The sequence below is a fragment of the Pseudomonas sp. SD17-1 genome (assembly GCF_029201585.1).
Lineage (GTDB): Bacteria > Pseudomonadota > Gammaproteobacteria > Pseudomonadales > Pseudomonadaceae > Aquipseudomonas > Aquipseudomonas palmensis.
In genome coordinates this window covers 713372-734070 of sequence record NZ_CP104044.1, presented here as the reverse complement: position 1 = coordinate 734070, position 20699 = coordinate 713372, and the positions used below count along the sequence as shown (strand labels likewise).

Annotated in this window: 19 protein-coding genes; 9 read left to right on the top strand and 10 right to left on the bottom strand. The window is 65.2% G+C overall.

Annotation, left to right across the window (positions count from 1 at the left end; translation table 11 throughout):
• Nucleotides 1-51 precede the first annotated feature (51 nt).
• On the top strand, nucleotides 52-906 hold the full coding sequence (locus N0B28_RS03320) for a shikimate dehydrogenase (protein WP_167400245.1): 855 nt from the start codon (nucleotides 52-54) through the stop codon (nucleotides 904-906).
• 75 nt (nucleotides 907-981) lie between these two features.
• Here N0B28_RS03320 and N0B28_RS03315 read toward each other — a convergent pair whose 3' ends face one another.
• Both N0B28_RS03315 and quiC read right to left on the bottom strand, forming a co-directional pair.
• Nucleotides 982-1650, bottom strand: coding sequence for a TetR/AcrR family transcriptional regulator (locus N0B28_RS03315; protein WP_043860689.1), 669 nt, complete (start codon nucleotides 1648-1650; stop codon nucleotides 982-984).
• A gap of 81 nt (nucleotides 1651-1731) precedes the next feature.
• Nucleotides 1732-3639 (bottom strand): 3-dehydroshikimate dehydratase QuiC, encoded by a 1908-nt coding sequence (gene quiC / locus N0B28_RS03310; RefSeq protein ID WP_054916558.1) that lies wholly within the window; start codon nucleotides 3637-3639, stop codon nucleotides 1732-1734.
• 279 nt (nucleotides 3640-3918) lie between these two features.
• Between quiC and N0B28_RS03305 the strand changes: the two genes are divergently transcribed.
• Nucleotides 3919-5259, top strand: coding sequence for an MFS transporter (locus N0B28_RS03305; RefSeq protein ID WP_043860691.1), 1341 nt, complete (start codon nucleotides 3919-3921; stop codon nucleotides 5257-5259).
• Nucleotides 5260-5300: 41 nt separating this feature from the next.
• On the opposite strand, the gene N0B28_RS03300 is transcribed toward N0B28_RS03305, so the two are convergent.
• Nucleotides 5301-6122, bottom strand: coding sequence for a sugar phosphate isomerase/epimerase (locus N0B28_RS03300; RefSeq protein ID WP_078481786.1), 822 nt, complete (start codon nucleotides 6120-6122; stop codon nucleotides 5301-5303).
• Nucleotides 6123-6267: 145 nt separating this feature from the next.
• Nucleotides 6268-7044, bottom strand: a complete 777-nt coding sequence (locus tag N0B28_RS03295; RefSeq protein WP_043860693.1) for an IclR family transcriptional regulator — start codon at nucleotides 7042-7044, stop codon at nucleotides 6268-6270.
• Between the two features lie 170 nt (nucleotides 7045-7214).
• Here N0B28_RS03295 and N0B28_RS03290 point away from each other — a divergent pair, with 170 nt between their 5' ends.
• From N0B28_RS03290 to N0B28_RS03280, 3 genes are all read left to right on the top strand, one after another.
• The gene (locus N0B28_RS03290) at nucleotides 7215-8933 is read left to right on the top strand and encodes an FAD-dependent oxidoreductase (RefSeq protein WP_078481787.1); all 1719 of its coding nucleotides are present in this window, start codon (nucleotides 7215-7217) and stop codon (nucleotides 8931-8933) included.
• A gap of 56 nt (nucleotides 8934-8989) precedes the next feature.
• Complete coding sequence (locus N0B28_RS03285) at nucleotides 8990-9901, top strand: LysR family transcriptional regulator (RefSeq protein WP_078481788.1); 912 nt, start codon at nucleotides 8990-8992, stop codon at nucleotides 9899-9901.
• A gap of 100 nt (nucleotides 9902-10001) precedes the next feature.
• Nucleotides 10002-10472: a hypothetical protein gene (locus N0B28_RS03280; protein WP_078481789.1), complete on the top strand. Its 471-nt coding sequence runs from the start codon at nucleotides 10002-10004 to the stop codon at nucleotides 10470-10472.
• Between the two features lie 6 nt (nucleotides 10473-10478).
• Here the strand turns inward: N0B28_RS03280 and pcaG are convergent, their stop codons facing one another.
• A complete protein-coding gene (gene pcaG / locus N0B28_RS03275; RefSeq protein WP_078481790.1) occupies nucleotides 10479-11084 on the bottom strand; it encodes a protocatechuate 3,4-dioxygenase subunit alpha in 606 nt (201 codons plus the stop codon).
• 11 nt (nucleotides 11085-11095) lie between these two features.
• Nucleotides 11096-11815, bottom strand: a complete 720-nt coding sequence (pcaH, locus tag N0B28_RS03270; RefSeq protein ID WP_043860698.1) for a protocatechuate 3,4-dioxygenase subunit beta — start codon at nucleotides 11813-11815, stop codon at nucleotides 11096-11098.
• A gap of 193 nt (nucleotides 11816-12008) precedes the next feature.
• Here pcaH and N0B28_RS03265 point away from each other — a divergent pair, with 193 nt between their 5' ends.
• Both N0B28_RS03265 and N0B28_RS03260 read left to right on the top strand, forming a co-directional pair.
• Nucleotides 12009-12893 (top strand): neutral zinc metallopeptidase, encoded by an 885-nt coding sequence (locus N0B28_RS03265; RefSeq protein WP_043860699.1) that lies wholly within the window; start codon nucleotides 12009-12011, stop codon nucleotides 12891-12893.
• Between the two features lie 195 nt (nucleotides 12894-13088).
• The gene (locus N0B28_RS03260) at nucleotides 13089-14996 is read left to right on the top strand and encodes a methyl-accepting chemotaxis protein (protein WP_043860700.1); all 1908 of its coding nucleotides are present in this window, start codon (nucleotides 13089-13091) and stop codon (nucleotides 14994-14996) included.
• A gap of 97 nt (nucleotides 14997-15093) precedes the next feature.
• Here N0B28_RS03260 and ggt read toward each other — a convergent pair whose 3' ends face one another.
• From ggt to N0B28_RS03245, 3 genes are all read right to left on the bottom strand, one after another.
• On the bottom strand, nucleotides 15094-16761 hold the full coding sequence (gene ggt, locus N0B28_RS03255) for a gamma-glutamyltransferase (protein WP_043860701.1): 1668 nt from the start codon (nucleotides 16759-16761) through the stop codon (nucleotides 15094-15096).
• An 80-nt stretch (nucleotides 16762-16841) separates the two neighbouring features.
• Nucleotides 16842-17738, bottom strand: a complete 897-nt coding sequence (locus N0B28_RS03250) for a LysR family transcriptional regulator (RefSeq protein WP_054916552.1) — start codon at nucleotides 17736-17738, stop codon at nucleotides 16842-16844.
• 67 nt (nucleotides 17739-17805) lie between these two features.
• The gene (locus N0B28_RS03245) at nucleotides 17806-18396 is read right to left on the bottom strand and encodes an NAD(P)H-dependent oxidoreductase (RefSeq protein WP_054916551.1); all 591 of its coding nucleotides are present in this window, start codon (nucleotides 18394-18396) and stop codon (nucleotides 17806-17808) included.
• Between the two features lie 186 nt (nucleotides 18397-18582).
• Here N0B28_RS03245 and N0B28_RS03240 point away from each other — a divergent pair, with 186 nt between their 5' ends.
• Nucleotides 18583-18897, top strand: a complete 315-nt coding sequence (locus tag N0B28_RS03240; protein WP_043860704.1) for a putative quinol monooxygenase — start codon at nucleotides 18583-18585, stop codon at nucleotides 18895-18897.
• Here the strand turns inward: N0B28_RS03240 and N0B28_RS03235 are convergent.
• Nucleotides 18887-19651, bottom strand: a complete 765-nt coding sequence (locus N0B28_RS03235) for a sulfite exporter TauE/SafE family protein (protein ID WP_104572308.1) — start codon at nucleotides 19649-19651, stop codon at nucleotides 18887-18889. The genes N0B28_RS03240 and N0B28_RS03235 overlap by 11 nt on opposite strands.
• A gap of 77 nt (nucleotides 19652-19728) precedes the next feature.
• On the opposite strand from N0B28_RS03235, the gene N0B28_RS03230 reads away from it, so the two are divergent.
• Nucleotides 19729-20667 (top strand): LysR family transcriptional regulator, encoded by a 939-nt coding sequence (locus N0B28_RS03230; protein WP_088513835.1) that lies wholly within the window; start codon nucleotides 19729-19731, stop codon nucleotides 20665-20667.
• Nucleotides 20668-20699 lie beyond the last annotated feature (32 nt).

Sequence of the window (20699 nt, the reverse complement as noted above, 5' to 3'; positions counted from 1 at the left end):
GTGACGCTCCCTCCCCCTGCCAAGAACAACAATGGAGTTTTACCGATGAGTTTGGCCTCCCCTTCCGGCATTCTCGCCGGCCTGATCGGCGCCGGCATCCAGGCCTCGCGTACCCCGGCCCTGCACGAGCACGAAGGCGCCGCCCAGGGCATCAACTACCTGTACCGGCTGATCGACCTGGACCAGCTGAAGCTGGACAGCAGCGCCCTCGAAGAACTGCTGACCGCGGCCGAGTACATGGGCTTTACCGGGCTCAACATCACCTTCCCGTGCAAGCAGGCGATCGTGCCCCTGCTCGACGAGCTGTCGCCCGAGGCGCGCGGTATCGGCGCGGTGAACACCGTGGTGCTCAAGGACGGTCGACGCATCGGCCACAACACCGACTGCCTGGGGTTTGCCGAGGGCTTCAGGCGTGGCCTGGGTGATGTTTCACGTCGTCATGTGGTGCAGATGGGGGCAGGCGGTGCGGGTGCCGCGGTGGCCCATGCGCTGCTCAGCGAAGGGGTGGCCCAGCTGACGCTCTTCGATGTGGAGCCCGCCCGGGCCCAGGCACTGGCAGACAACCTCAACCAGCATTTCGAGGGCAGCCCGGCACGCTGCGGGCATGACCTGCAAGCGGCCATGGGCCAGGCCTGCGGGCTGGTCAACACCACCCCCATGGGCATGGCCAAGCTGCCGGGCATGCCGGTGCCCAGGGCGCTGCTGCGCGCCGAAATGTGGGTGGCCGAGATCGTGTACTTCCCGCTGGAGACCCAATTGCTGCGCGAGGCGCGGGCACTGGGATGCCGCACGCTCAACGGGGCCAACATGGCGGTGTTTCAGGCGGTGAAGGCCTTCGAGCTGTTCAGCGGCGTGGTGCCGGATGCACAGCGCATGATCGGGCACTTCAACAGCCTGGGGGATTGAACGCTTAGCCGGCACCTGTACAGGGTGGTCAACCCGCAGGTGCCGGCCCTGCCGGCGACTGGAGGCTCCCCGGCATCACGCCTGCAGGTAGCGCAGCACCGACTCGCAGATCATCTCGCGGTGCTTGTCCTTGAGCGCCTTGTCCTCGAAATCCACCTGGAAGATCTCGCCAAAGGTGTGCCGGTTGGACACGCGATAGAAGCAGAACGAGCTGATCAGCAGGTGTACGTCCAGCGCCGTCAGGCCCTGGCGGAACACCCCCTCGGCAGCCCCGCGCTGGAGTATCTCGTCCAGCGCGGTGAGCACCGTCTTGTTCATCGAGCGGATCGCGGCCGACTGCTTGACGTACTCGCCGTGGTGCATGTTTTCGTTGCACACGATACGCACGAAGTCGACGTTGCGATCATGGTGATCGAAGGTGAATTCGATCAGCCGGCGAATGCCCTGGCGCGGCTCCAGTTCAGCCAGGTGCAGGTTGCTTTCGGTGCTGCGGATATCGCCGTAAAGCTTCTCCAGCACCTCCACATACAGCTGCTCCTTGCTGTTGAAGTAGTAGTAGATCATGCGCTTGGAGGTCTGGGTGCGCTCGGCGATCGCATCGACCCGGGCACCGGCCAGGCCTTGCTGCACGAACTCGCTGATGGCCGCCTGCAGAATGTTCTCGCGGGTTTTCTCAGGATTGTTCTTGCGGCTCTTGCGCGGCGCCTCGGCAGGTGCCGCCAAGGGTGCTGGAGTTGTCGTCATACGGGGCTCTTGACCAGTCGGTTAACCGCGCGATTATGGCCCCGGGGTGCGCCAGAAGAAAGCCTGACGGGCGCTGACACGTTACAGCTTGGCATGCCGCAGCCCGCCGCTGCGCGCCTTGGCCATCGCTGCCAGGCGCACCGCGACGTTGGCCGCGCCGTAACCGCTGTAGCCATTGCGCCGCTGCAGCACCTCGAAGAAGAAGCGCTCCTCGAACGGCTCGGTGTATACGTGGAACAGCTCGCCGCCCTGGGCATCACGGTCGTACAGCACGTTGTAGTAGGCCAGCTCGCTCAGGAACTGATCGTCGAAGTCGAACCGGGCCGCCAGGTCGTCGTAGTAGTTCAGCGGGATATCGAGCAGCGCCACGCCGGCTTCCTTGGCGCGCTTGACGGCGGCGAAGATGTCCTGGCAGTCGAAGGCGATGTGATGCACGCCCGAGCCGCGGTAGTTGGACAGCGCGTGGGCAATCGCAGTGTTGCGGTTTTCGGAGATGTTCAACGGCAGCCGGATCGAACTGCACTGGCTGCGCAGGGCGCGGCTCTTGACCAGGCCATAGGGATCGGGAAGCACCACCTCGTCATCGGCGCTGAAGTCGAGCAGGCTTTTGTAGAACAGCACCCAGCTGTCCAGGCTGTCGGCCGGCAGGGCCAGTGCCATGTGGTCGATGCGGGTCAGGCCCAGGCCATGGGCCGGTTGCTCGCTGAGGCTGAAGTCGGTGTCGTAGATGGTGCGTCCGTCCGCGCCCTGGTCCACCAGGTAGATCAGGCTGCCGTCGGGGGCGCGTACCGCTGCCAGCTCACGTTCGTTGGGCCCCACCAGGCCACGATAGGGCTGGCCGTGATAGGCCACCGCCCGGGCCAGCGCCTGGGCGCTGTGCCTGACCCGGATCGCCGTGGCGCACAGCGACGGGCCGTGGCTTTCGAAGAAGTTGTGCGCGAACGAATAGGGCTCGGCGTTGAGGATCAGGTTGATCTCGCCCTGGCGCAGCAGGCTCACATTCTTCGAACGATGCTTGCCGGCACGGGCAAAGCCCAGGCCTTCGAGCCAGTTGCCCAGCTTGGCGCCCGAGGCGTCGTCGACCGCAAACTCGAGAAACTCGATGCCATCGCAGCTGCTGGCCGGCGGCGGCGCGAACAGCAGCTCAGGGTCGGCCAGCGGTGCGGTGCGTTCGAGCAACTGACGGGTCTTTTCCTCCAGGTACAGCAGCGAACGCAGGCCGTCGGCGGCATTGGCCCGTGGCGGCGCGGCACGAAAACCGTCGTTGAAGATCTCCAGCGACAGCGGCCCGCGATAGCCGGCCTGCAGAATCGGCGCCAGAAACCCCGGCAGGTCGAACTCGCCCTGCCCCGGGAAGCAGCGAAAATGCCGGCTCCACTCCAGCACATCCATGGCCAGGATCGGCGCATCGGCCATCTGCACGAAGAAGATCTTGTCCCCCGGCACCTGCGCGATGGCGCTGGGGTCGCCCTTGAGCGACAGGGTGTGGAAGCTGTCGAGGATCATGCCCAGGTTGGCGTGATCGGCCTGGCGCACGATGTCCCACACCTGCTGCCAGGTGTTCACGTGCCGCCCCCAGGCCAGCGCCTCGTAGCCGATGCGCACACCGTGGGCGGCGGCCCGCTCGGCCAGCAGGCTCAGGTCGTCGACCAGCAGTTGCTGGCCGCCCAGCGCGTCGGCCGACACGTTGCTGCACACCAGCACCAGGTCGGTGCCCAGTTCCTGCATCAGTTCGAACTTGCGCTCGGCGCGCTCCAGGTTGCGCGCCAGGCGCCCGCGCGGGCAGCCCTCGAAATCGCGAAACGGCTGGAAAAGGGTGATGTCCAGCCCCAGGTCGGTGCAGCGCTGGCGAATCTCGCGGGGGCTGCCGTCGTAGTAGAGAAGGTCGTTTTCGAAGATCTCCACGCCGTCGAATCCGGCGGCGGCAATGGCTTCGAGTTTTTCCGGCAAGGTGCCGCTCAGGGACACGGTGGCAATCGAACGCTGCATCTTCAGGCTCCAACGGGCAGGCAGTGCCCAGCTGCACGAATTATTGGCTGGGGTTTATCCTAGCTCAATCAAAAGGTACGAACTGGTTAGTTTTGTGTGCGATTATCGCCCAGTACCCGCCCAGATCAATTGACCCTTTTTTGACCAATGCGCACCATTTCTTACCACCAGGCAGATGAGCATCTTGCCAAAAGCACCGACGAACCTGCCGTAGTCGACTGGTGTACCGCGTGTCATCCTGGCTTGACCCATAAACATAAAAATACGGGTAATCACCACATGATCCACAGCCAAAGCACTCCCCTGGCCCAGCCATCGGCCAGTACCCCGCACGCCGGTATCGGCGACAAGATCCGTGGCGCCATGGGCGTCGGCAAGACCCGCTGGGTGATGCTGGCGCTGGTATTCTTCGCCACCACCCTGAACTACATCGACCGCGCCGCACTGGGCGTGATGCAGCCGATCCTGGCCAAGGAAATGAGCTGGACGGCGATGGACTACGCCAACATCAACTTCTGGTTCCAGGTGGGCTACGCCATCGGCTTCGTGCTGCAGGGCCGGCTGATCGACCGCATCGGCGTCAAGCGCGTGTTCTTCTGCGCGGTGCTGCTGTGGAGCCTGGCCACTGGCGCCCACGGCCTGGCCACCTCGGCGGTGGGCTTCATGGTCTGTCGCTTCATCCTCGGCCTGACCGAAGCGGCCAACTACCCGGCCTGCGTGAAGACCACCCGGCTGTGGTTCCCGGCGGGCGAGCGGGCGGTGGCCACCGGCATCTTCAACGCCGGCACCAACGTCGGCGCCATGTTCACCCCGATGCTGCTGCCGCTGATCCTCACTGTGTGGGGCTGGCAGGCGGCGTTCATGGCCATGGGCGCGCTGGGCCTGGTGTGGGCCACGTTCTGGGGCCTGAAGTACTTCAACCCGGAAAACCACCCGAGCGTGAGCAAGGCGGAACTGGCGTACATCCAGAGCGAGGTCGAGCCTGAACAGGCGGCCGTGCCGTTCACCCGTATCCTGCGCATGCGTGGCACCTGGGCCTTTGCCCTGGCCTACTCGATCACCGCGCCGGTGTTCTGGTTCTACCTGTACTGGCTGCCGCCGTTTCTGAACCAGCAGTACAACCTGGGCATCAGCGTCACGCAGATGGGCATCCCGCTGATCGTGATCTACCTCAGTGCCGACTTCGGCAGCGTGGGTGGCGGGATCCTGTCCTCGTTCATGATCGGCCGCGGCATGGCGCCGGTGAAGGCGCGGCTGCTGTCGATGCTGCTGTTCGCCACCACCATCGTCGGGGTGATCTTCGCCGCAGGCGCCAGCAGCCTGTGGGTGGCGGTACTGGCCATCTCCCTGGCGATTGCCGCGCACCAGGCCTGGACCGCCAACATCTGGAGCCTGGTGATGGACTACACGCCCAAGCACATGATGAGCACCGTGTTCGGCTTTGGCGGCATGTGCGCGGCCACCGGGGGGATGTTCATGACCCAGATCGTGGGGCATGTGCTGACCAGCACCAACAACAACTACACCGTGCTGTTCACCATGATTCCGGCGATGTATTTCATCGCGCTGCTGTGGATGTATTTCATGGCACCGCGCAGGATCCCGACAGTCGAGGCGTAAGCCCGGGCTGCAATGCAGCCCTTCGCCAGCAACGCTGGCTCCTACAGGGAGCCGGCGTTCATTACCTTGCGGGCCTTCTCCAGCGCCCACTGCGCGCGCTGCAGCGCACTCACCCCCTGCTCCAGCAACTGGCGCGTGGGGATCTCCAGGCTCAGCGGCAGGTCGGCCGGCAAGCTGTGCAGCAACCCGTTCAGGTCGCACTCCCCATCCCCTGGAAAACGTCGCTCGTTACGCGCCTGACGCAGGATCTCGGCCATGTCGTCGGGGCGCGGGCCCGCCACGTCGCACAGTTGCGCGTAGCGGATGCGCGAGACCGGCAGGCGGCGCAGGTCTTCCAGGCGCGACGCCGAGCGATCGAAGTGGAAGGCATCGACCAGCACGCAGCCGTTGGCGCGCCCGGCGTTTTCGACGATGCGGGTGGCCTGGGTCAGGTCCTTGGCATCGGTCCACGGCATGAACTCCAGGTGCGGGTGCAGGCCATACGGCGCGGCCAGGTCGCACAGCGCCGCGAAGTTGTCGGTCAGGCGCTGTTCATCCGGGTCGTTGCCGGCAACCAGCAGCTCACTGGCACCGAAGTCGGCGCCCACCGCGAGCAGGGCCTCGAAGTTGGCGACCAGGGTGTCGGGCTTGAGCCGCAGAATCTCCACATCGAGCACCCGGATGCCGGTGTCGCGCAGGCGCTCGGCTGTCTGCCGGCGCAGGCCGGCGTCGCTTGCCAGCGGGAAGTGGTGTTCTTCGGGGGTGGCCGGCTCGAGGCGCAGGCCGACATGGCTGTAGCCGGCCCGGGCGGCGACTTCGACCATCCGGGGTGGGGACAGCTCAAGGACAGTGAGGGCGGCCAGGGACATGACACGTGGGTTCATGGAGGAGTCTCGGGTGCGTTGTTGTATTTGCATTATTTAGAACTTAGTTCCAATTTCAATGCAAGTACAAAAAAAACAGCTTTGCGCTCCACAAAACTGCCTTGGTTTACCTGAGGGCCGCTTCGCTGGCTTGCCAGCGAAGCGTCTAGACAAACAGCTCCGACGCCGGGCTGGCCGCCGACAGCTCGGCCGCCGCCGCCAGCAACGCCGGCGCCAGCTCGTGCAGGCGCGCCTCGTTCAGGCGCGCGGTCGGCCCGGCCACGCTCAACACCCCGACCACATGCCCATCCTGCGGGTGTCGCACCACCGCCGCCAACGCCGACGTACCCAGCGCCGAACTCTCCACCACCCACGCATAGCCCAGTTCCCGCGCCATGCGCAGGCGTTCCAGCAGCTGGGCATTGGAAGCTGGCGCGTTCGGCCCGAAGTCCTCGCGCCGGCCCACGCCCTGGCGCTCCACCAGCAGCAACGCCTGGGCATCGCTCAGGCTGGCCAGCCAGGCATGCCCCGACGCGCTGTAGAACAGCGGCGCCTCACGCCCCATGTCCGGGTCGTAGCGCAGGCCGGAGCGGGCGCCCTGGGCCTTGGCGATCCACACCTGGCGCTCGCCGTCGATGATCCCCAGTCGCACCAGCTCGCCGGTCTGCGCGGCCAACTGGTCGAGAATCGGCTGGACGATGTCGGCACCGCTCTGGGCCAGGTAGCGAAAACCCATGCCCACCAGCTTGGTGCTCAGCAGGTACCGGCTGTTTTCCGGGTTCTGGCGCACGTAGCCCAGGCGCATGAGCTCGGCGAGCATGCGATGGGTCGCGCTCTTGGGGATGTCCAGCTGCTCGGCCAGGGTCTGCATCGGCAGCCCGCGCGGCTCGCTGGTGAGGCTTTCGAGAAGGCTGAAAGCACGTTCGATCTGACTGCCGGCCATGGTCACGGTCCCTGAAAATTTCGCCGATTCTAAAGAGCGCCGGGCAAAGCGCAAACCACTGTTCGATCTTCGCCCAACTTTGCAGGCGACGGCCTTGGCAGCCGACGTGCAATCATAGAATATGGAACTTAGTTCCAAAATAATAATTGCGCGCACTGCGAGGACCCAGCATGACTGCCCACACCCCTACCTCCCGCCCGGTGGACTGCGATGTCCTGGTCATCGGCTCCGGCGCTGCCGGCCTGAGCGCCGCGGTGACCGCCGCCTTTCACGGGCAGAAGGTCATCGTGGTCGAAAAGGACCCGGTGTTCGGCGGCGCCACGGCCTGGTCCGGCGGCTGGATGTGGGTACCGTGCAACCCGCTGGCACAGCGCGCCGGCATCGTCGAGGACCGTTCGCTACCGCGCACCTACCTGCAACACGAACTGGGCGAACGCTTCGAACCGGCGATGATCGATGCGTTCCTGGAGGCGGCGCCCCACATGGTGTCGTTCTTCGAACGCCATACCGCCCTGCAGTTCGCCGACGGCAACGGCATTGCCGATATCCACGGCGACACGCCCGGGGCCGGCACGGGCGGGCGCTCGGTGATCGCCGCCCCGTATGACGGGCGCAAGGTCGGCAAGCTGCTCAGGCAGCTGCGCCGCACGATGCGCGAAACCTCATTCATGGGCATGCCGATCATGGCCGGCAAGGACCTTACCGCCTTTCTCACCCTGACCAGTTCGTGGCGCTCGCTGCTGCATGTGGGCAAGCGCCTGGCACGCCATCTGCTCGACCTCGCACGCTACGGCCGGGCGATGCAGCTGGTCAACGGCGTGGCCCTGATCGCGCGCCTGGCCAAGTCGGCCGAAGACCTCGGCGTGCTGCTGTGGGCATCGGCCCCGGCGCAGCGCCTGCTGCACAACGCTGGCCGGGTGACGGGGGCGGTGGTGCAGACGGCCAACGGCGACGTGAGCATTCATGCGCGCAAGGCCGTGGTGCTGGCAGCCGGCGGCTTCCCCAACGATATCGAGCGGCGCAAGGCGCTGTTCCCGCGTACCCCCACCGGGCATGAGCACCTGGCCTTGCCGCCGCTGGGCGCCAGCGGCGATGGCCTGCGCCTGGGCGAGAGCGTGGGCGCACACGTGGTCGACGACCTGGCAAGCCCGGTGGCCTGGGCCCCGGTGTCGAAAGTGCCGTACAAGGACGGCACCTTCGGCCATTTCCCGCACATCATCGAACGTGCCAAGCCCGGCATCATCGGTGTGCTGGCCAACGGCAAGCGCTTCGTCAACGAAGCCAACGGCTATTACGACTACGTGAGCGCAATGGTCGCCAGCGCGCCCGGCGAGCAGGTGGCCTCGTGGCTGATCTGCAGCCACGCCTTCCAGCGCCGCTACGGCCTGGGCATCTCCCGGCCCTTCCCACTGCCGGTGGCGCCCTTCATTCGCAGCGGCTACCTCAAGTGCGGCGACAGCATCGAGGCGCTGGCCATCGCCTGCGGCATCGACCCCCAGGGCCTGAGTACCACGCTCAGCGACTACAACCGCCATGCGCGCCACGGCGAAGACCCGCAGTTCGGCCGTGGCAGCACGCCCTACAACCGCAAGCAGGGCGATGCGCTACACCGGCCCAACCCGTGCGTGGCGCCCATCGAGCAGGGGCCGTTCTATGCGGTGAAGGTGGAGCCGGGCTGCTTCGGCACCTTTGCCGGGCTCAGGACCAATGCCCACGCCCAGGTACTGGATGCACAGCAGCAGCCGATTGCCGGCCTGTATGCCGCCGGCAGCGACATGCTCAGCATCATGGGCGGGCATTACCCGGCGGGCGGGATCAATCTGGGGCCGGCGACCACCTTCGGCTACATCGCCGGGCGGCACATTGCCGGGGTCAGTGCCTACGAGTAGGCGCGCCGGCTGCTGCTAGACTGGCGACCCGACTCCTTCATGAAAGCCAGCCGACCATGGACCAGATCAGCGCGATGCAGGCGTTTCGCCGCGTGGTAGAGAGTGGTGGTTTCAGCGCCGCTGCGGCCCTGACCGGGCAATCGCACACCGTGCTGTCGCGCCAGGTCAAGAACCTGGAGCGCCACCTCGGCACCCAGTTGCTCAGCCGCACCACGCGGCGCCTGCACGTCACCGAAGCCGGCGCACTGTGCTACCGCCATTGCGTGCAGGTGCTGGAGCAGCTCGAAGCCATGAGCCTGGAGATTTCCGAACACCAGCAGCAACCCACAGGCACCCTGCGCCTGAGCGTGGCCACGGCATTCGGTGAACTGGAGCTGGGGCGCTGGCTACCGGACTTCGTCGAGCGCTTCGACCAGTTGCAGGTGGAGCTCATCTGCACCGACCGCTTTGTGGACATGCTCGAAGAAGGGGTCGATGTGTGCCTGCGGGTGACCACCCACCTGCCCGACTCCAACCTGGTGGCCCGGCAACTGGCCGTCAGCGAAGTCGTGCTGGTAGCCGCCCCCGCGTACCTGCAGCGCTGGCCGGCCCCCATCGAACCGCACACCCTGGGCGAGCATGCGTTGCTCGGCTACAACCGCCTGGCCCAGCCGCAACGGCTGAGCCTGCAGGGGCCCGACGGGCAGCGCCTGGACGTGGCAATGCCCAGCCGGCTGAGCGCCAACTCGCCGATGGCGTTGCGTGCGGCGGCCATTGCCGGCCTGGGTATCGCCAGCTTCGACCGCTTCATCGTGCATGACGCCCTGCTCGACGGGCGCCTGGTACAGGTGCTGCCCGAATGGCAGCAGCCCTCCCGGCACGTGTACGCGATGTTCCCCCAAAGCCGCTATCTGGCGCCCAAGGTTCGGGCATTGGTCGAGTATGCGCGGGCGTACTACGCTGAACCACGATGGGAAATCAAGATGTGATCTGTGCAAGAAGCACACAGGTTCTGGGCTGCTTCTGCCGTATTTGTGCGTTCGTTGTTTGATTAACCTTCTTTCGATTGTTCATCAGAGGGTTTCAACCATGAAAGCACTTCGAGTTACCGCCGCCGGCTTGCTGTTGGCAGCTTGCGCCACTACCGCCGTGGCTGCGGTCTGCTACTGCACCGCCCCACTCATCTCCCTGCCGAAAAATGCGCTGACCTGGAAAGTGGTACCGGGCACCAACAACAACGTCACCTACGCTAACGTGCAGGGCGACATCCTGGGCAATGGTGCCTACGAGGCCTTCGTCAGTTTCCGTCCCGGTGTGGACAATGGCTACCACACCCACACCGAGACGTTGCCGACCGTGGTGATGAGCGGCGTGTTCTACGCCCGCATCAAGGACAAGAACGGCAAGCTGGTCGAGACCGAGTACCCGGCCGGTTCGTACTACCAGTTGCCGGCCGGGCTGGAACATGAGAGCGGTTGCAAGATGACCGCCAAGAAGGAGCCTTGCCTGCTGTTCCAGTACCAGCGCAACCACTTCGACCTGAACCCGGTGCCCCGCTAGGCGGCCTCAGAAATCGAAGAACACCGTTTCGCCTTCACCCTGGATGCGGATATCGAAACGGTAGGCCAGCTTGCCATCCACTTCGCAGCGCCGCGCGACCAAGGTCTCGCGGCGTTGTGGCTGTTCGATCAGATTGAGCACCGGGCACTTGGCATTGGCCTGGCCCTCGTCGTCGAAGTACAGCCGCGTGTGCAGATGGATGTTGATGCCGCGGGCGAACAGGCTGACATTGATATGCGGTGCCATCGGCACGCCGGCGGCATTGGCGACCACACCGGGCTTGACCGTATGCAGCGTCCATTCACCGGCATCGAAGGTGGTGGCGGTGCGTCCGAAGCTGTTGAACGGTTGTTCCAGGTTGAATTCGCTGTGGTACTGCCCGGCCGCGTCGGCCTGCCAGAACTCCAGGAACGAGTCGCGCACCAGGTGGCCGTTGCCGTCGTAGACGTGACCGATCAGCAGGATGTGCTCGCCGGGCGCATCGCTGCGCGCCATGCGGTTCCAGATTTCCTGGTCACGGGTCGGGTTGCCGGCCGCTTCCAGGGCCAGGCCGATGTGCACGTAGGGGCCGGCGGTCTGCGATGGGGTTTCCGGCAGCAGTTCGATAGGCATGGCGGGGCTCCTCAGCGGTTTTCGAAGTGGGTCTTGCGCTGGCCGCGCAGAACGATGTCGAAGCGGTAGGCCAGGCAGTCCATGGGGTTGGCATTGGCCATGTCGAGCCGGGCGATCAGGCTCTGTACCGCGTCCGGGTTGGCGATCGACTTGACGATCGGGCACATCGGGATCAGAGGGTCGCCTTCGAAGTACAGCTGGGTGATCAGACGCGTGGCAATCGACGGGCCGCTGATCGACACGTGGATATGCGCCGGGCGCCAGTCGTTGGGGCCGTTGCGCCACGGGTACGGGCCCGGCTTGATGGTACGGAAACTGTAGTAGCCCTCGCTGTCGGTCAGCGCGCGCCCCACACCCCCGAAGTTGGGGTCCAGCGGCGCCAGATAGCGATCGTTCTTGTGGCGATAGCGGCCGCCGGCATTGGCCTGCCACATTTCGACCAGGGTGTGCGGGATCGGCTTGCCATACTGGTCGCACACGCGCCCGGCCACGATGATGCGCTCGCCGATGGGCAGGCCGCCGTGGTTGAAGTTCAGCAGCAGGTCATTGTCGTGCTCGGCAAATTTCAGGTGGGAGAAATCCGGCCCAGTGCTTTCGCTGACGGACTGTGGAATGCTCACCAGCGCCTGGCGAGGCGAGCGCGCGACGGAGGTCTTGTAGTCGGGGGTAAGGGCTTTCGGATGCCAGTTCCGATCACGGATAACGAAACGACTGGTGTCTTGTGCAGACATGCCGTTCTCCTCTTATTGGATTTTTGGAGGCCTGTACGGGCAGGAGTGATGGGCAGTGTGGCCGAGGCATGCACCGGCGAACATTGAAAAGAATCCTTGAACCCATAACCGTATGGTTATGTCCAAAGCGCTAACGCCGCCGGGCCGGGTGGACTAATCTTTATCTTCATATTTCAAGCTTGGGAGAACGCTCATGCTCTGGCGAAAAGGCAGGCGCAGCGACAACGTGGTCGACGCTCGCGGTGAAGGCGGCGGTGGTGGTGGCATGCGCCTGGGCGGCAAGGGCCTGAGCCTGACGGCGGTGGTACTGATCGTGGGGATCGGCCTGCTGACCGGGCAGGACCCGATGCAGATCCTTGGCCAGCTGAGCGGGCAGATGAGCGAACAGAGCGCGCCGGCAAGCACCGGCGAGCGCAAGGCACCACCGGCCGGCGACGAACAGGCCGAGTTCGTCGCCAGCATCCTGGGCGACACCGAGGACACCTGGCGCGCCCTGTTTGCCCAGGCCGGGCGCCAGTACAAGGACCCGACCCTCAAGCTGTTCAGCGGTCAGGTCAACTCCGCCTGTGGCTTTGCCTCGTCGGCGACCGGCCCGTTCTATTGCCCGGCCGACCAGCAGGTGTACCTGGACATGAGCTTCTTCAAGGAGATGGAAACCCGCTTCGCGGCAGCGGGCGACTTTGCCCAGGCCTACGTGATCGCCCACGAGGTCGGCCACCATGTGCAGACCCTGCTGGGGGTGTCAGCCAGGATCGACCAGGCCCGTCGCAGCGGCCAGCGCCTGCAAGGCGACAACGGCCTGCTGGTACGTCAGGAACTGCAGGCCGACTGCCTGGCAGGCGTGTGGGCCTACCAGGCACAGCAACGCCATAACTGGCTGGAGCCGGGCGATATCGAAGAGGCCCTGAACGCCGCCAACGCGATCGGCGATGACCGCCTGCAGCAGCAGAGCAAAGGCCGCGTGGTGCCCGACTCGTTCACCCACGGCACTTCCGCGCAGCGCGTGCGCTGGTTCAAGACCGGCTTCGCCAAGGGCGACCTCAACCAGTGCGACACCTTTGGCGCCAGCAGACTCTGACGCCTGTAATGGGGTGTTTGCGGCCTGGCGCAAACACCCTAAACATTTTGTTGATGGTTTTCGTCGGAATTGGAGAAAAAGCGTTTCAGCTCTGCAACATCCCGCCGATAAAGGCAGCTCACGTCAGCTGGCCTCCAAGAAAAACAACCTCCAGCGATTTAGATCAAAGAGCGCACAGAATCCTGGAGGGATCGCATGAACAGCTGGTTTGCCAATATCAGCGTCAACCTGAAACTCGCCCTGGGCTTCGGCCTGGTGCTGCTGCTGACCGGCCTGTTGGCCCTGACCGGCTGGACCAGCCTGGGCGGTCTGATCGACCGCAGCAACTGGATGAGCGACATCACCCAGCTCAACAACGAGCTCACCGAACTGCGCATCGCCCGCCTGCAGTACATGATTGCCGACGGTGACGACAAGCTCGCGCAGAATGTCCAGGCCAAGCTGGATACCTTCAAGGCCCGCCAGCAGAACCTGCTGAACACCTTCAAGAGCCCGGAGAACGTCAAGCTGCTGCGCGAACAGGCGCAGGTGGTCGCCGCCTACGAGGTGTCCCTGGCCAAGATGCGCAGCGCCTACAAGCAGGGTGGCGAAGCGCGCCGTAGCATGGGCGTTACCGCCAATGAGGCCGGTGCCCTGATGGAAACCCTGCTGGCCGACAGCCTGTCCTCTGGCCAGAGTGACAGCGAGCGCCTGGAACATCTCAAGCGCCTGACCACCGTACGCCAGCACCTGCTGCTGGCCCGCTTCGAGGTGCGCGGCTACATCGCCGACCTCACCCCGGAAACCGAACAGGTCGCCGCCCGCCAGCTCGACGCCACCCTGGCCGAAACCCGCCAGCTGGCCGCCACCGATGCTCGTGCCCGACCGCTCGAGGCCGCCACCCTGCACTACGCCGAAGCGGTGCGCAGCTTCAAGGCCGCCAACACGGCGATCGGCGAGGCGCGCAAGGAAATGACCACCCAGGGCTACGATATCGTGCGCCTGAGCGATGAGCTGTACGCCATCCAGCTGCAACGTCGCGACCTCGAAAGTGCCCAGGCGCGTACCTGGCAACTGGCAAGCACCCTGGCGGCGCTGCTGTTCGGCGTGCTGGCGGCGATCATCATCACCCGCCAGATCACCCGCCCGCTGCGCGAAACCCTGGAAGTGGTGGAGAAGATCGCCACCGGCGACCTAACCCACACCCTGCGCGTCACCCGCCGTGACGAACTGGGCGTGCTGCAACAAGGCATCCAGCGCATGGGCGAAACCCTGCGCGACCTGATCGGCGGCATCCGTGACGGCGTGACCCAGATCGCCAGTGCGGCCGAAGAGCTGTCGGCGGTCACCGAGCAGACCAACGCCGGGGTCAACAGCCAGAAGGTCGAGACCGACCAGGTGGCCACCGCCATGCACGAAATGGCGGCCACCGTGCAGGAAGTGGCGCGCAATGCCGAGCAGGCGTCCGAGGCCGCCACCGACGCCGACGGCCAGGCCCGCGCCGGTGACCAGGTGGTGGCCCAGGCCATCGCGCAGATCGAGCGCCTGGCGGTCGAGGTCAACCGCTCCACCGAGGCCATGGGCCAGTTGCAGCAGGAAAGCCAGAAGATCGGCAGCGTGATGGACGTGATCAAGTCGGTGGCCGAACAGACCAACCTGCTGGCGCTCAACGCCGCGATCGAAGCGGCACGGGCGGGTGAAGCCGGGCGTGGTTTTGCCGTGGTGGCCGATGAAGTGCGCGGCCTGGCGCAGCGCACCCAGAAGTCCACCGAGGAAATCGAGGTGCTGGTGGCGGGCCTGCAAAGCGGCACCCAGCAGGTGGCCAACGTGATGCATGGCAGCCGCAGCCTGACCGACAGCAGCGTGGAGCTGACGCGCAAGGCGGGTGCCTCGCTGGAGAACATCACCCGCGTGGTGTCGAACATCCAGTCGATGAACCAGCAGATCGCCGCGGCGGCCGAGCAGCAGAGCGCGGTGGCCGAAGAGATCAGCCGCAGCATCCTGAACGTGCGTGATGTGTCGGAGCAGACGGCGGCGGCGAGCCAGGAGACGGCGGCATCCAGCGTCGAGCTGGCGCGCCTGGGCAATCAGTTGCAGATGCTGGTCAGCCACTTCCGCGTCTGACCGCATCGGACGGCGTAGCCATCGCGGGTCAAGCCCGCTCCCACCAGGTTCAGCGAAACCTTGTGGGAGCGGACTTGGCCCGCGATGCTGTCAGCCCTTACTTGACGACCTGCCCCACCCCGCGTCCACGCGGGTCAGACGCGGTTTCCAGCGCCGAACCCGTCACCCGGATCGCCTGGATATCGCCCATCTCCCAGCCCTGGTCCTCCAGGGTGTAGCCCATCTTCTTCAGTTCCTCGGCCACCTTGCCATCGAGCGGCGCATAGGCGTCGTAGTAGATAGTGTCCTTGGGCAGCAACTGGTGATGCACACGCTGCGCCGCCACCGCCTTCTCCAGCGGCAGGTTGTAGTCGTACAGGTTGTTGAGCACCTGGAAGATCGAGGTGAAGATCCGCGAGCCACCCGGCGTACCCAGCACCAGCGTGACCTTGCCATCGCGGGTCACCAGGCTCGGGGCCATCGACGACAGCATGCGCTTGCCCGGCTCGATGGCATTGGCATCGCCACCGACCACACCGAAGGCGTTCGCCACACCCGGCTTGGCACTGAAGTCGTCCATCTCGTCATTGAGCAGGAAGCCCGCGCCCTTCACCACCACGCCGCTGCCGTAGTCCCAGTTCAGGGTGTAGGTGTTGCTGACCGCGTTGCCCTGCTTGTCGACGATGGAGAAGTGCGTGGTCTGGTGCGGCTCCAGCCCCGGGCGCACCTTGGCGGTGTCGGAGATGGCGGTCGGGTTGACCTCTTGCGCGCGCTTGGCCAGGTAGTCCTTGGCAATCAGCTGCGCCACCGGCACCTTGGAGAACGCCGGGTCGCCCAGGTAGTCGGCACGGTCGGCGAACACACGCTTCTCGATTTCCGAAAGCAGGTGGATATAGCGCGCCGAGTTCAGCTCGACACCCTTGAAGTCGGCTGCGCGGTTTTCCTTGATGCCCAGCAACTGCGCCAGCGCGATGCCGCCCGAGCTGGGCAGCGGCGCGGTGTAGACCACGTTGCCACGCCATTCGATGCCCATCGGCTCACGCCACACGGCCTTGTAGTCCTTGAGGTCTTCCTTGCTGACCAGGCCCTTGTCGGCCTGCATCTGCGCCACCAGCAGGTCGGCGGTCTTGCCCTGGTAGAACTCGCTCACACCCTTGTCGGCAATGCGCTCCAGGGTCTGCGCCAGCTCGGGCTGCCTGAAGGTCTCGCCCACCTTCATGCTGCCGAAATAGTCGTTGAAGTTGGTGCTGTCCTTGAACAGCCCCTGGGCATCTTCGCGGTACTGGTACTGCTTGGCGGCGATCTTGAAGCCGTTCTTCGCGTAGCCCACCGCCGGGGTCAGCAGCTCGGCCCAGGGCAGCTTGCCGAACTTCTGGTGCGCCTCCCACAGGCCCATCACCGTGCCCGGCACCCCGGCGGCGCGGGCGCCCACCAGGCTGAGGTTCTCGATGATCTCGCCTTTGTCGTCCAGGTACATGTTGCGGCTGGCCGCCTTGGGCGCCACTTCACGGTAGTCGAGGAAGTAGGGTTTGCCATCCATGTACAGGGTCATGAAACCGCCGCCGCCGATGTTGCCGGCCTCAGGGTAGGTAACGGCCAGGGTGAAGGCAGTGGCCACCGCGGCGTCCACTGCGTTGCCGCCCTTCTTGAGGATGTCGGCGGCGACCTGTGCACCATATTGATCGGGCGCGGCCACCGCGCCGCCGTCCAGCGTCACGGCATAGGCTGATGAGCTGGCGACGATCGCAGCGCTCAAGGTCAGCGTTCGAAACATCAGAGTGCGCATGCAGGTTTCCTTGGTGTTGTTTTTATCGAACAACCATTAAGGCGCATGCCCAGGGATTTTTCAAATGCCGCCTGCGGTTTTCAGCAGGCGTAGATCGACAGCTTGTGCTGGATGAAATCCAGAAAGCACTGGATACGCAGCGCCAGTTGCGAGTTGCGGTAGTACACCGCGTTGATCGGCTGGCGATAGCCGCTGTTGGCCTCGGCCAGCACCAGTTGCAGGCGGCCGGCCTGGAGGTCTTCGTGGGTCATGAAGTGCGACAGGCAGGCGATGCCTTCGCCGGCCAGCGCCAGGTGGCGCAGGGTTTCGCCGCTGGAGGCGCACAGGTCGGGGCGGATCGCCAGGCGGTCGCCTTCGGTGTGGCGCAGCGGCCAGTGATTGAGGGTTTCGGTCTGGGTGAAGCCCAGCAGCGAATGCCCGGCCAGTTCCTCCACATGCCGTGGCGTACCGCGCCGCGCAAGGTACGCGGGGCTGGCCAGCACATGCAGCGGGCTGCACCCCAGCGAGCGGGCGTGCAGGCTGGAGTCGGCCAGCTCGCCGATGCGGATGGCGATATCGGTGCTCTGTTCGAGCAGGTCGATGATCAGGTCGTCGGTGTTGAGCTCCAGCTGGATATCCGGGTACAGCTGGCGGAACTCCCCCACCCAGGGCACGATGGCATGCAGCATGAACGGCGCCGCCGCATTGATGCGCAAGCGCCCGGACGGGGTCTGGCGGTGCAGGCTCAGGCGCTCTTCGAGTTCGTCCATCTGTTGCAGGATGGCCTTGGCACGCTCGAAGAAAAACCGCCCCTCTTCGGTGAGGTCCATGCGCCGCGTGGTGCGGTTGATCAGCGTGGTGCCCAGCTTGGCCTCCAGCCGCGACAGGCTGCGGCTGATGGCCGACGGGGTCTGCCCGCCCTGTTCGGCGGCGGCGGAAATAGAGCCGCACTCGATGACCGAGACGAACATCTGCAATTCATCGGACCTGGCTTTCACGGCTGTTCCCTGGTGTGGCATTCAGCCGTGATAGATAGCCGCTTGGCGTTGCCCGCGCAACCCTTCATCAGGCGCCAGTGTGGAAAACCCGGGCCAGGTGCTGCTCGTAGCCGGCCACGGCAGCCTCGACGTTGGGGTTCTTCATCACGTCGGTGGCCAGGTAGGTCGGCAGACCGCTCATGCCCAGGAACTGGTTGGCCTTGTGGAACGGGAAGTACACCGCGTCCACGCCCTTGCCTTCGAAAAACTGCGCCGGATCGTCGAACGCTTCCTGCGGTGCGTTCCAGGTCAGCGACAGCATGTACTGCTTGCCCTGGATCAGGCCGCCGCTGCCGTACTTGCTCGACGCATCGGAGCGGGTGCGCCCGTCGCTGGCGTAGAGGCTGCCGTGGCCGGCGGTGAACACTTCGTCCAGGTACTGCTTGACGGTCCACGGCGCGCCCATCCACCAACCGGGCATCTGGTAGATGACCACGTCGGCCCAGAGGTACTTCTGCACTTCTTCGGCAACGTCGTAGCCGCCATCGATGTAGGTGCTCCTGACGTCGAAACCGGCGCGGTCGAGAAACGCCAGCGCGGCCTCGTGCAGGGTCTCGTTCAGGCGGCCATCGGAGTGGGCGAACTGCTTGCCGCCGTTGAGCAACAGGATCTTCTTCATCATCTGCCTCATGTGTGTTCGGGGCGGCCAACAGAAGGGGCGGCCCGGTGAATGTGATGGCGGCAGATTAATCAGTTCAGCGCAGCGGAAATACCCTCGCGCGGGCAAAACGCTTTTGACCAAAAAGCACGAATTCAGCGCTTATTGTTGAAATAAGATTGGCTCACTTTTTACTGGAGCCTCCCCATGAGCGAACCCTACGGTTTCATCCTCAAAGCCAAGACCCGCCCCGAAAAGGCCGAGGAGTTCGAGGCGCTGTTTCGCAGCTATGTAGAACCCAGCCGTGCCGAGCCCGGCTGCATCGAGTACCACATGCTGCGCGACCGGCAGGACCCGAGCCTGTTCGTGTTCTACGAAATCTGGGCCAGCAAGGCCGCATTGGATGTGCATTCGGCGCTGCCGCACATGCAGCAGTTTGCCGAGCGGCGCATGGAGTACCTTGAGCGCGACTTCGACATCCAGCTGATCGAGATGCTCAGCCCGTCCTCGGCTAGCCGTTGAGCGCCAGATGGGCGCCCAGCAGCGCCAGGCCGATGAAAAAGCAGCGTTTGAACAGCACGGCACTGATGCGCTGACGCAGGCACTGGCCCAGCCACATGCCCAGCAATGCCGGTATCAGCACCACCAGCGAGGCCCCCAGCGCCTCGCCGCCCAGTGCGCCCTGCCCGGCAAGGCCCACGGCCAGCGCCAGGGTCGAGACGGTGAACGACAGGCCCAGCGCCTGCACCATCTGTTCACGGTGCAGGCCCAGGGCCTGCAGGTACGGTACGGCCGGTATCACGAACACCCCGGTGGCGGCGGTGATGATGCCCGTCACCAACCCGCACAGCGGGCCCAGCCAGCGCTCGTGGCGGGGGGCCAGGTGCAGGCCTGGGTGGCACAGGCCGTACAGTGCATACACCAGCAACGCCACGCCCAATGCGTGCGCCGCCCACGCGCCACTGTCGATGCCCAGCCAGATACTGCCCAGCAAGGTACCGATGAAGATCATCAGTTGCATCGGCCAGAGCCTGCGCAGCAATGCACGCAAGTGGCCACCCGCCGCCAGCTGCCAAAGGTTGGTGACCGTCGACGGCACGATCAGCAGCGCGGCAGCCTGCGCCGGTGACATAGCCAGCCCCAGCAACCCCATGGCCACGGTGGGCAGGCCCAGGCCGATCACGCCTTTGACCGTGCCTGCCAGCACGAAGGTAAGCACAACCAGCAGCGATAGCGCCGGGCCGATAGCCTGATAGAAGCCGAATAAAGTCGTCATGGGCCCATGCTGCCCTGCCCGCACGTCCCTGAACAGTTGCCATATACTGAGCCAGACTATTGCCCAGGCAGAGGCTCATGCATTTCGATCTGATTGACCTACGACTGTTTCTGCACACCGTGGAGTGCGGCAACATCACTGCCGGCGCCCAGCGCAGCCACCTGTCGCTGCCGGCGGCCAGCGCGCGCATTCGCGCCATGGAAAGCTCGCTGGGCGTACCGCTGCTGCAGCGCAACCGGCGCGGCGTGCACCCCACGGCCGCCGGCCAGGCCCTGGTCAACCATGCGCGCCAGATCGGCCAGCAGGTGCAGCGGCTGCAATTCGACCTGGGCCAGTATGCCCAGGGGTTGCAGGGCCAGGTGCGGCTGCTGTGCAACACCGCGGCGCTGACCGAGTACCTGCCCGAGCTGCTGGCGACGTTTCTGGCCCGCCACCCGGCCATCGACGTGGACGTGGTCGAATTGCCCAGCCTGCGTATCGTGCAGGCGATCACCCAGGGCGAGGCCGACCTGGGCATCATCTCCAATGCCGTGGCCAGCGAGCACCTGCAGAGCGTGGCGTTTCGCGACGACCCGCTGGTGCTGATCATGGCGCCGGATCACCCGCTGGCCAGCCACCCGCACCTGCGCTTTGCCGACACCCTTGAACATGGCCATGTCGGCCTGCAGGCAGACAGCGCGCTGGCCCTGTACCTGGAGGAACAGGCCCTGCACCTGGGGCGCCGGCTGCAGGTGCGGGTACGTGCCGAAGGCTTCGACGGGGTGATCCGCATGGTGGCCCATGGCGCAGGCCTGGGCATCGTGCCGCAGGCTGCCGTGCAACGCTGGCAAGGGGTGCTGGCGCTGCACAGCCTGGCGCTGGACGAACCCTGGGCACAACGCCAGCTGCGCCTGTGCAGCCGCAATTTTTCGGCGCTTCCCGGGCACACGCGCACACTTCTGCAAAGCTTGTCGGCAGGCGCTATTGCCCCGGCAGGGACAATCCACCCACAATCGCCTTCGCGCACCGCTATGTAACAAGACAATGCCGTGCCTACGAGCCGTAAAGG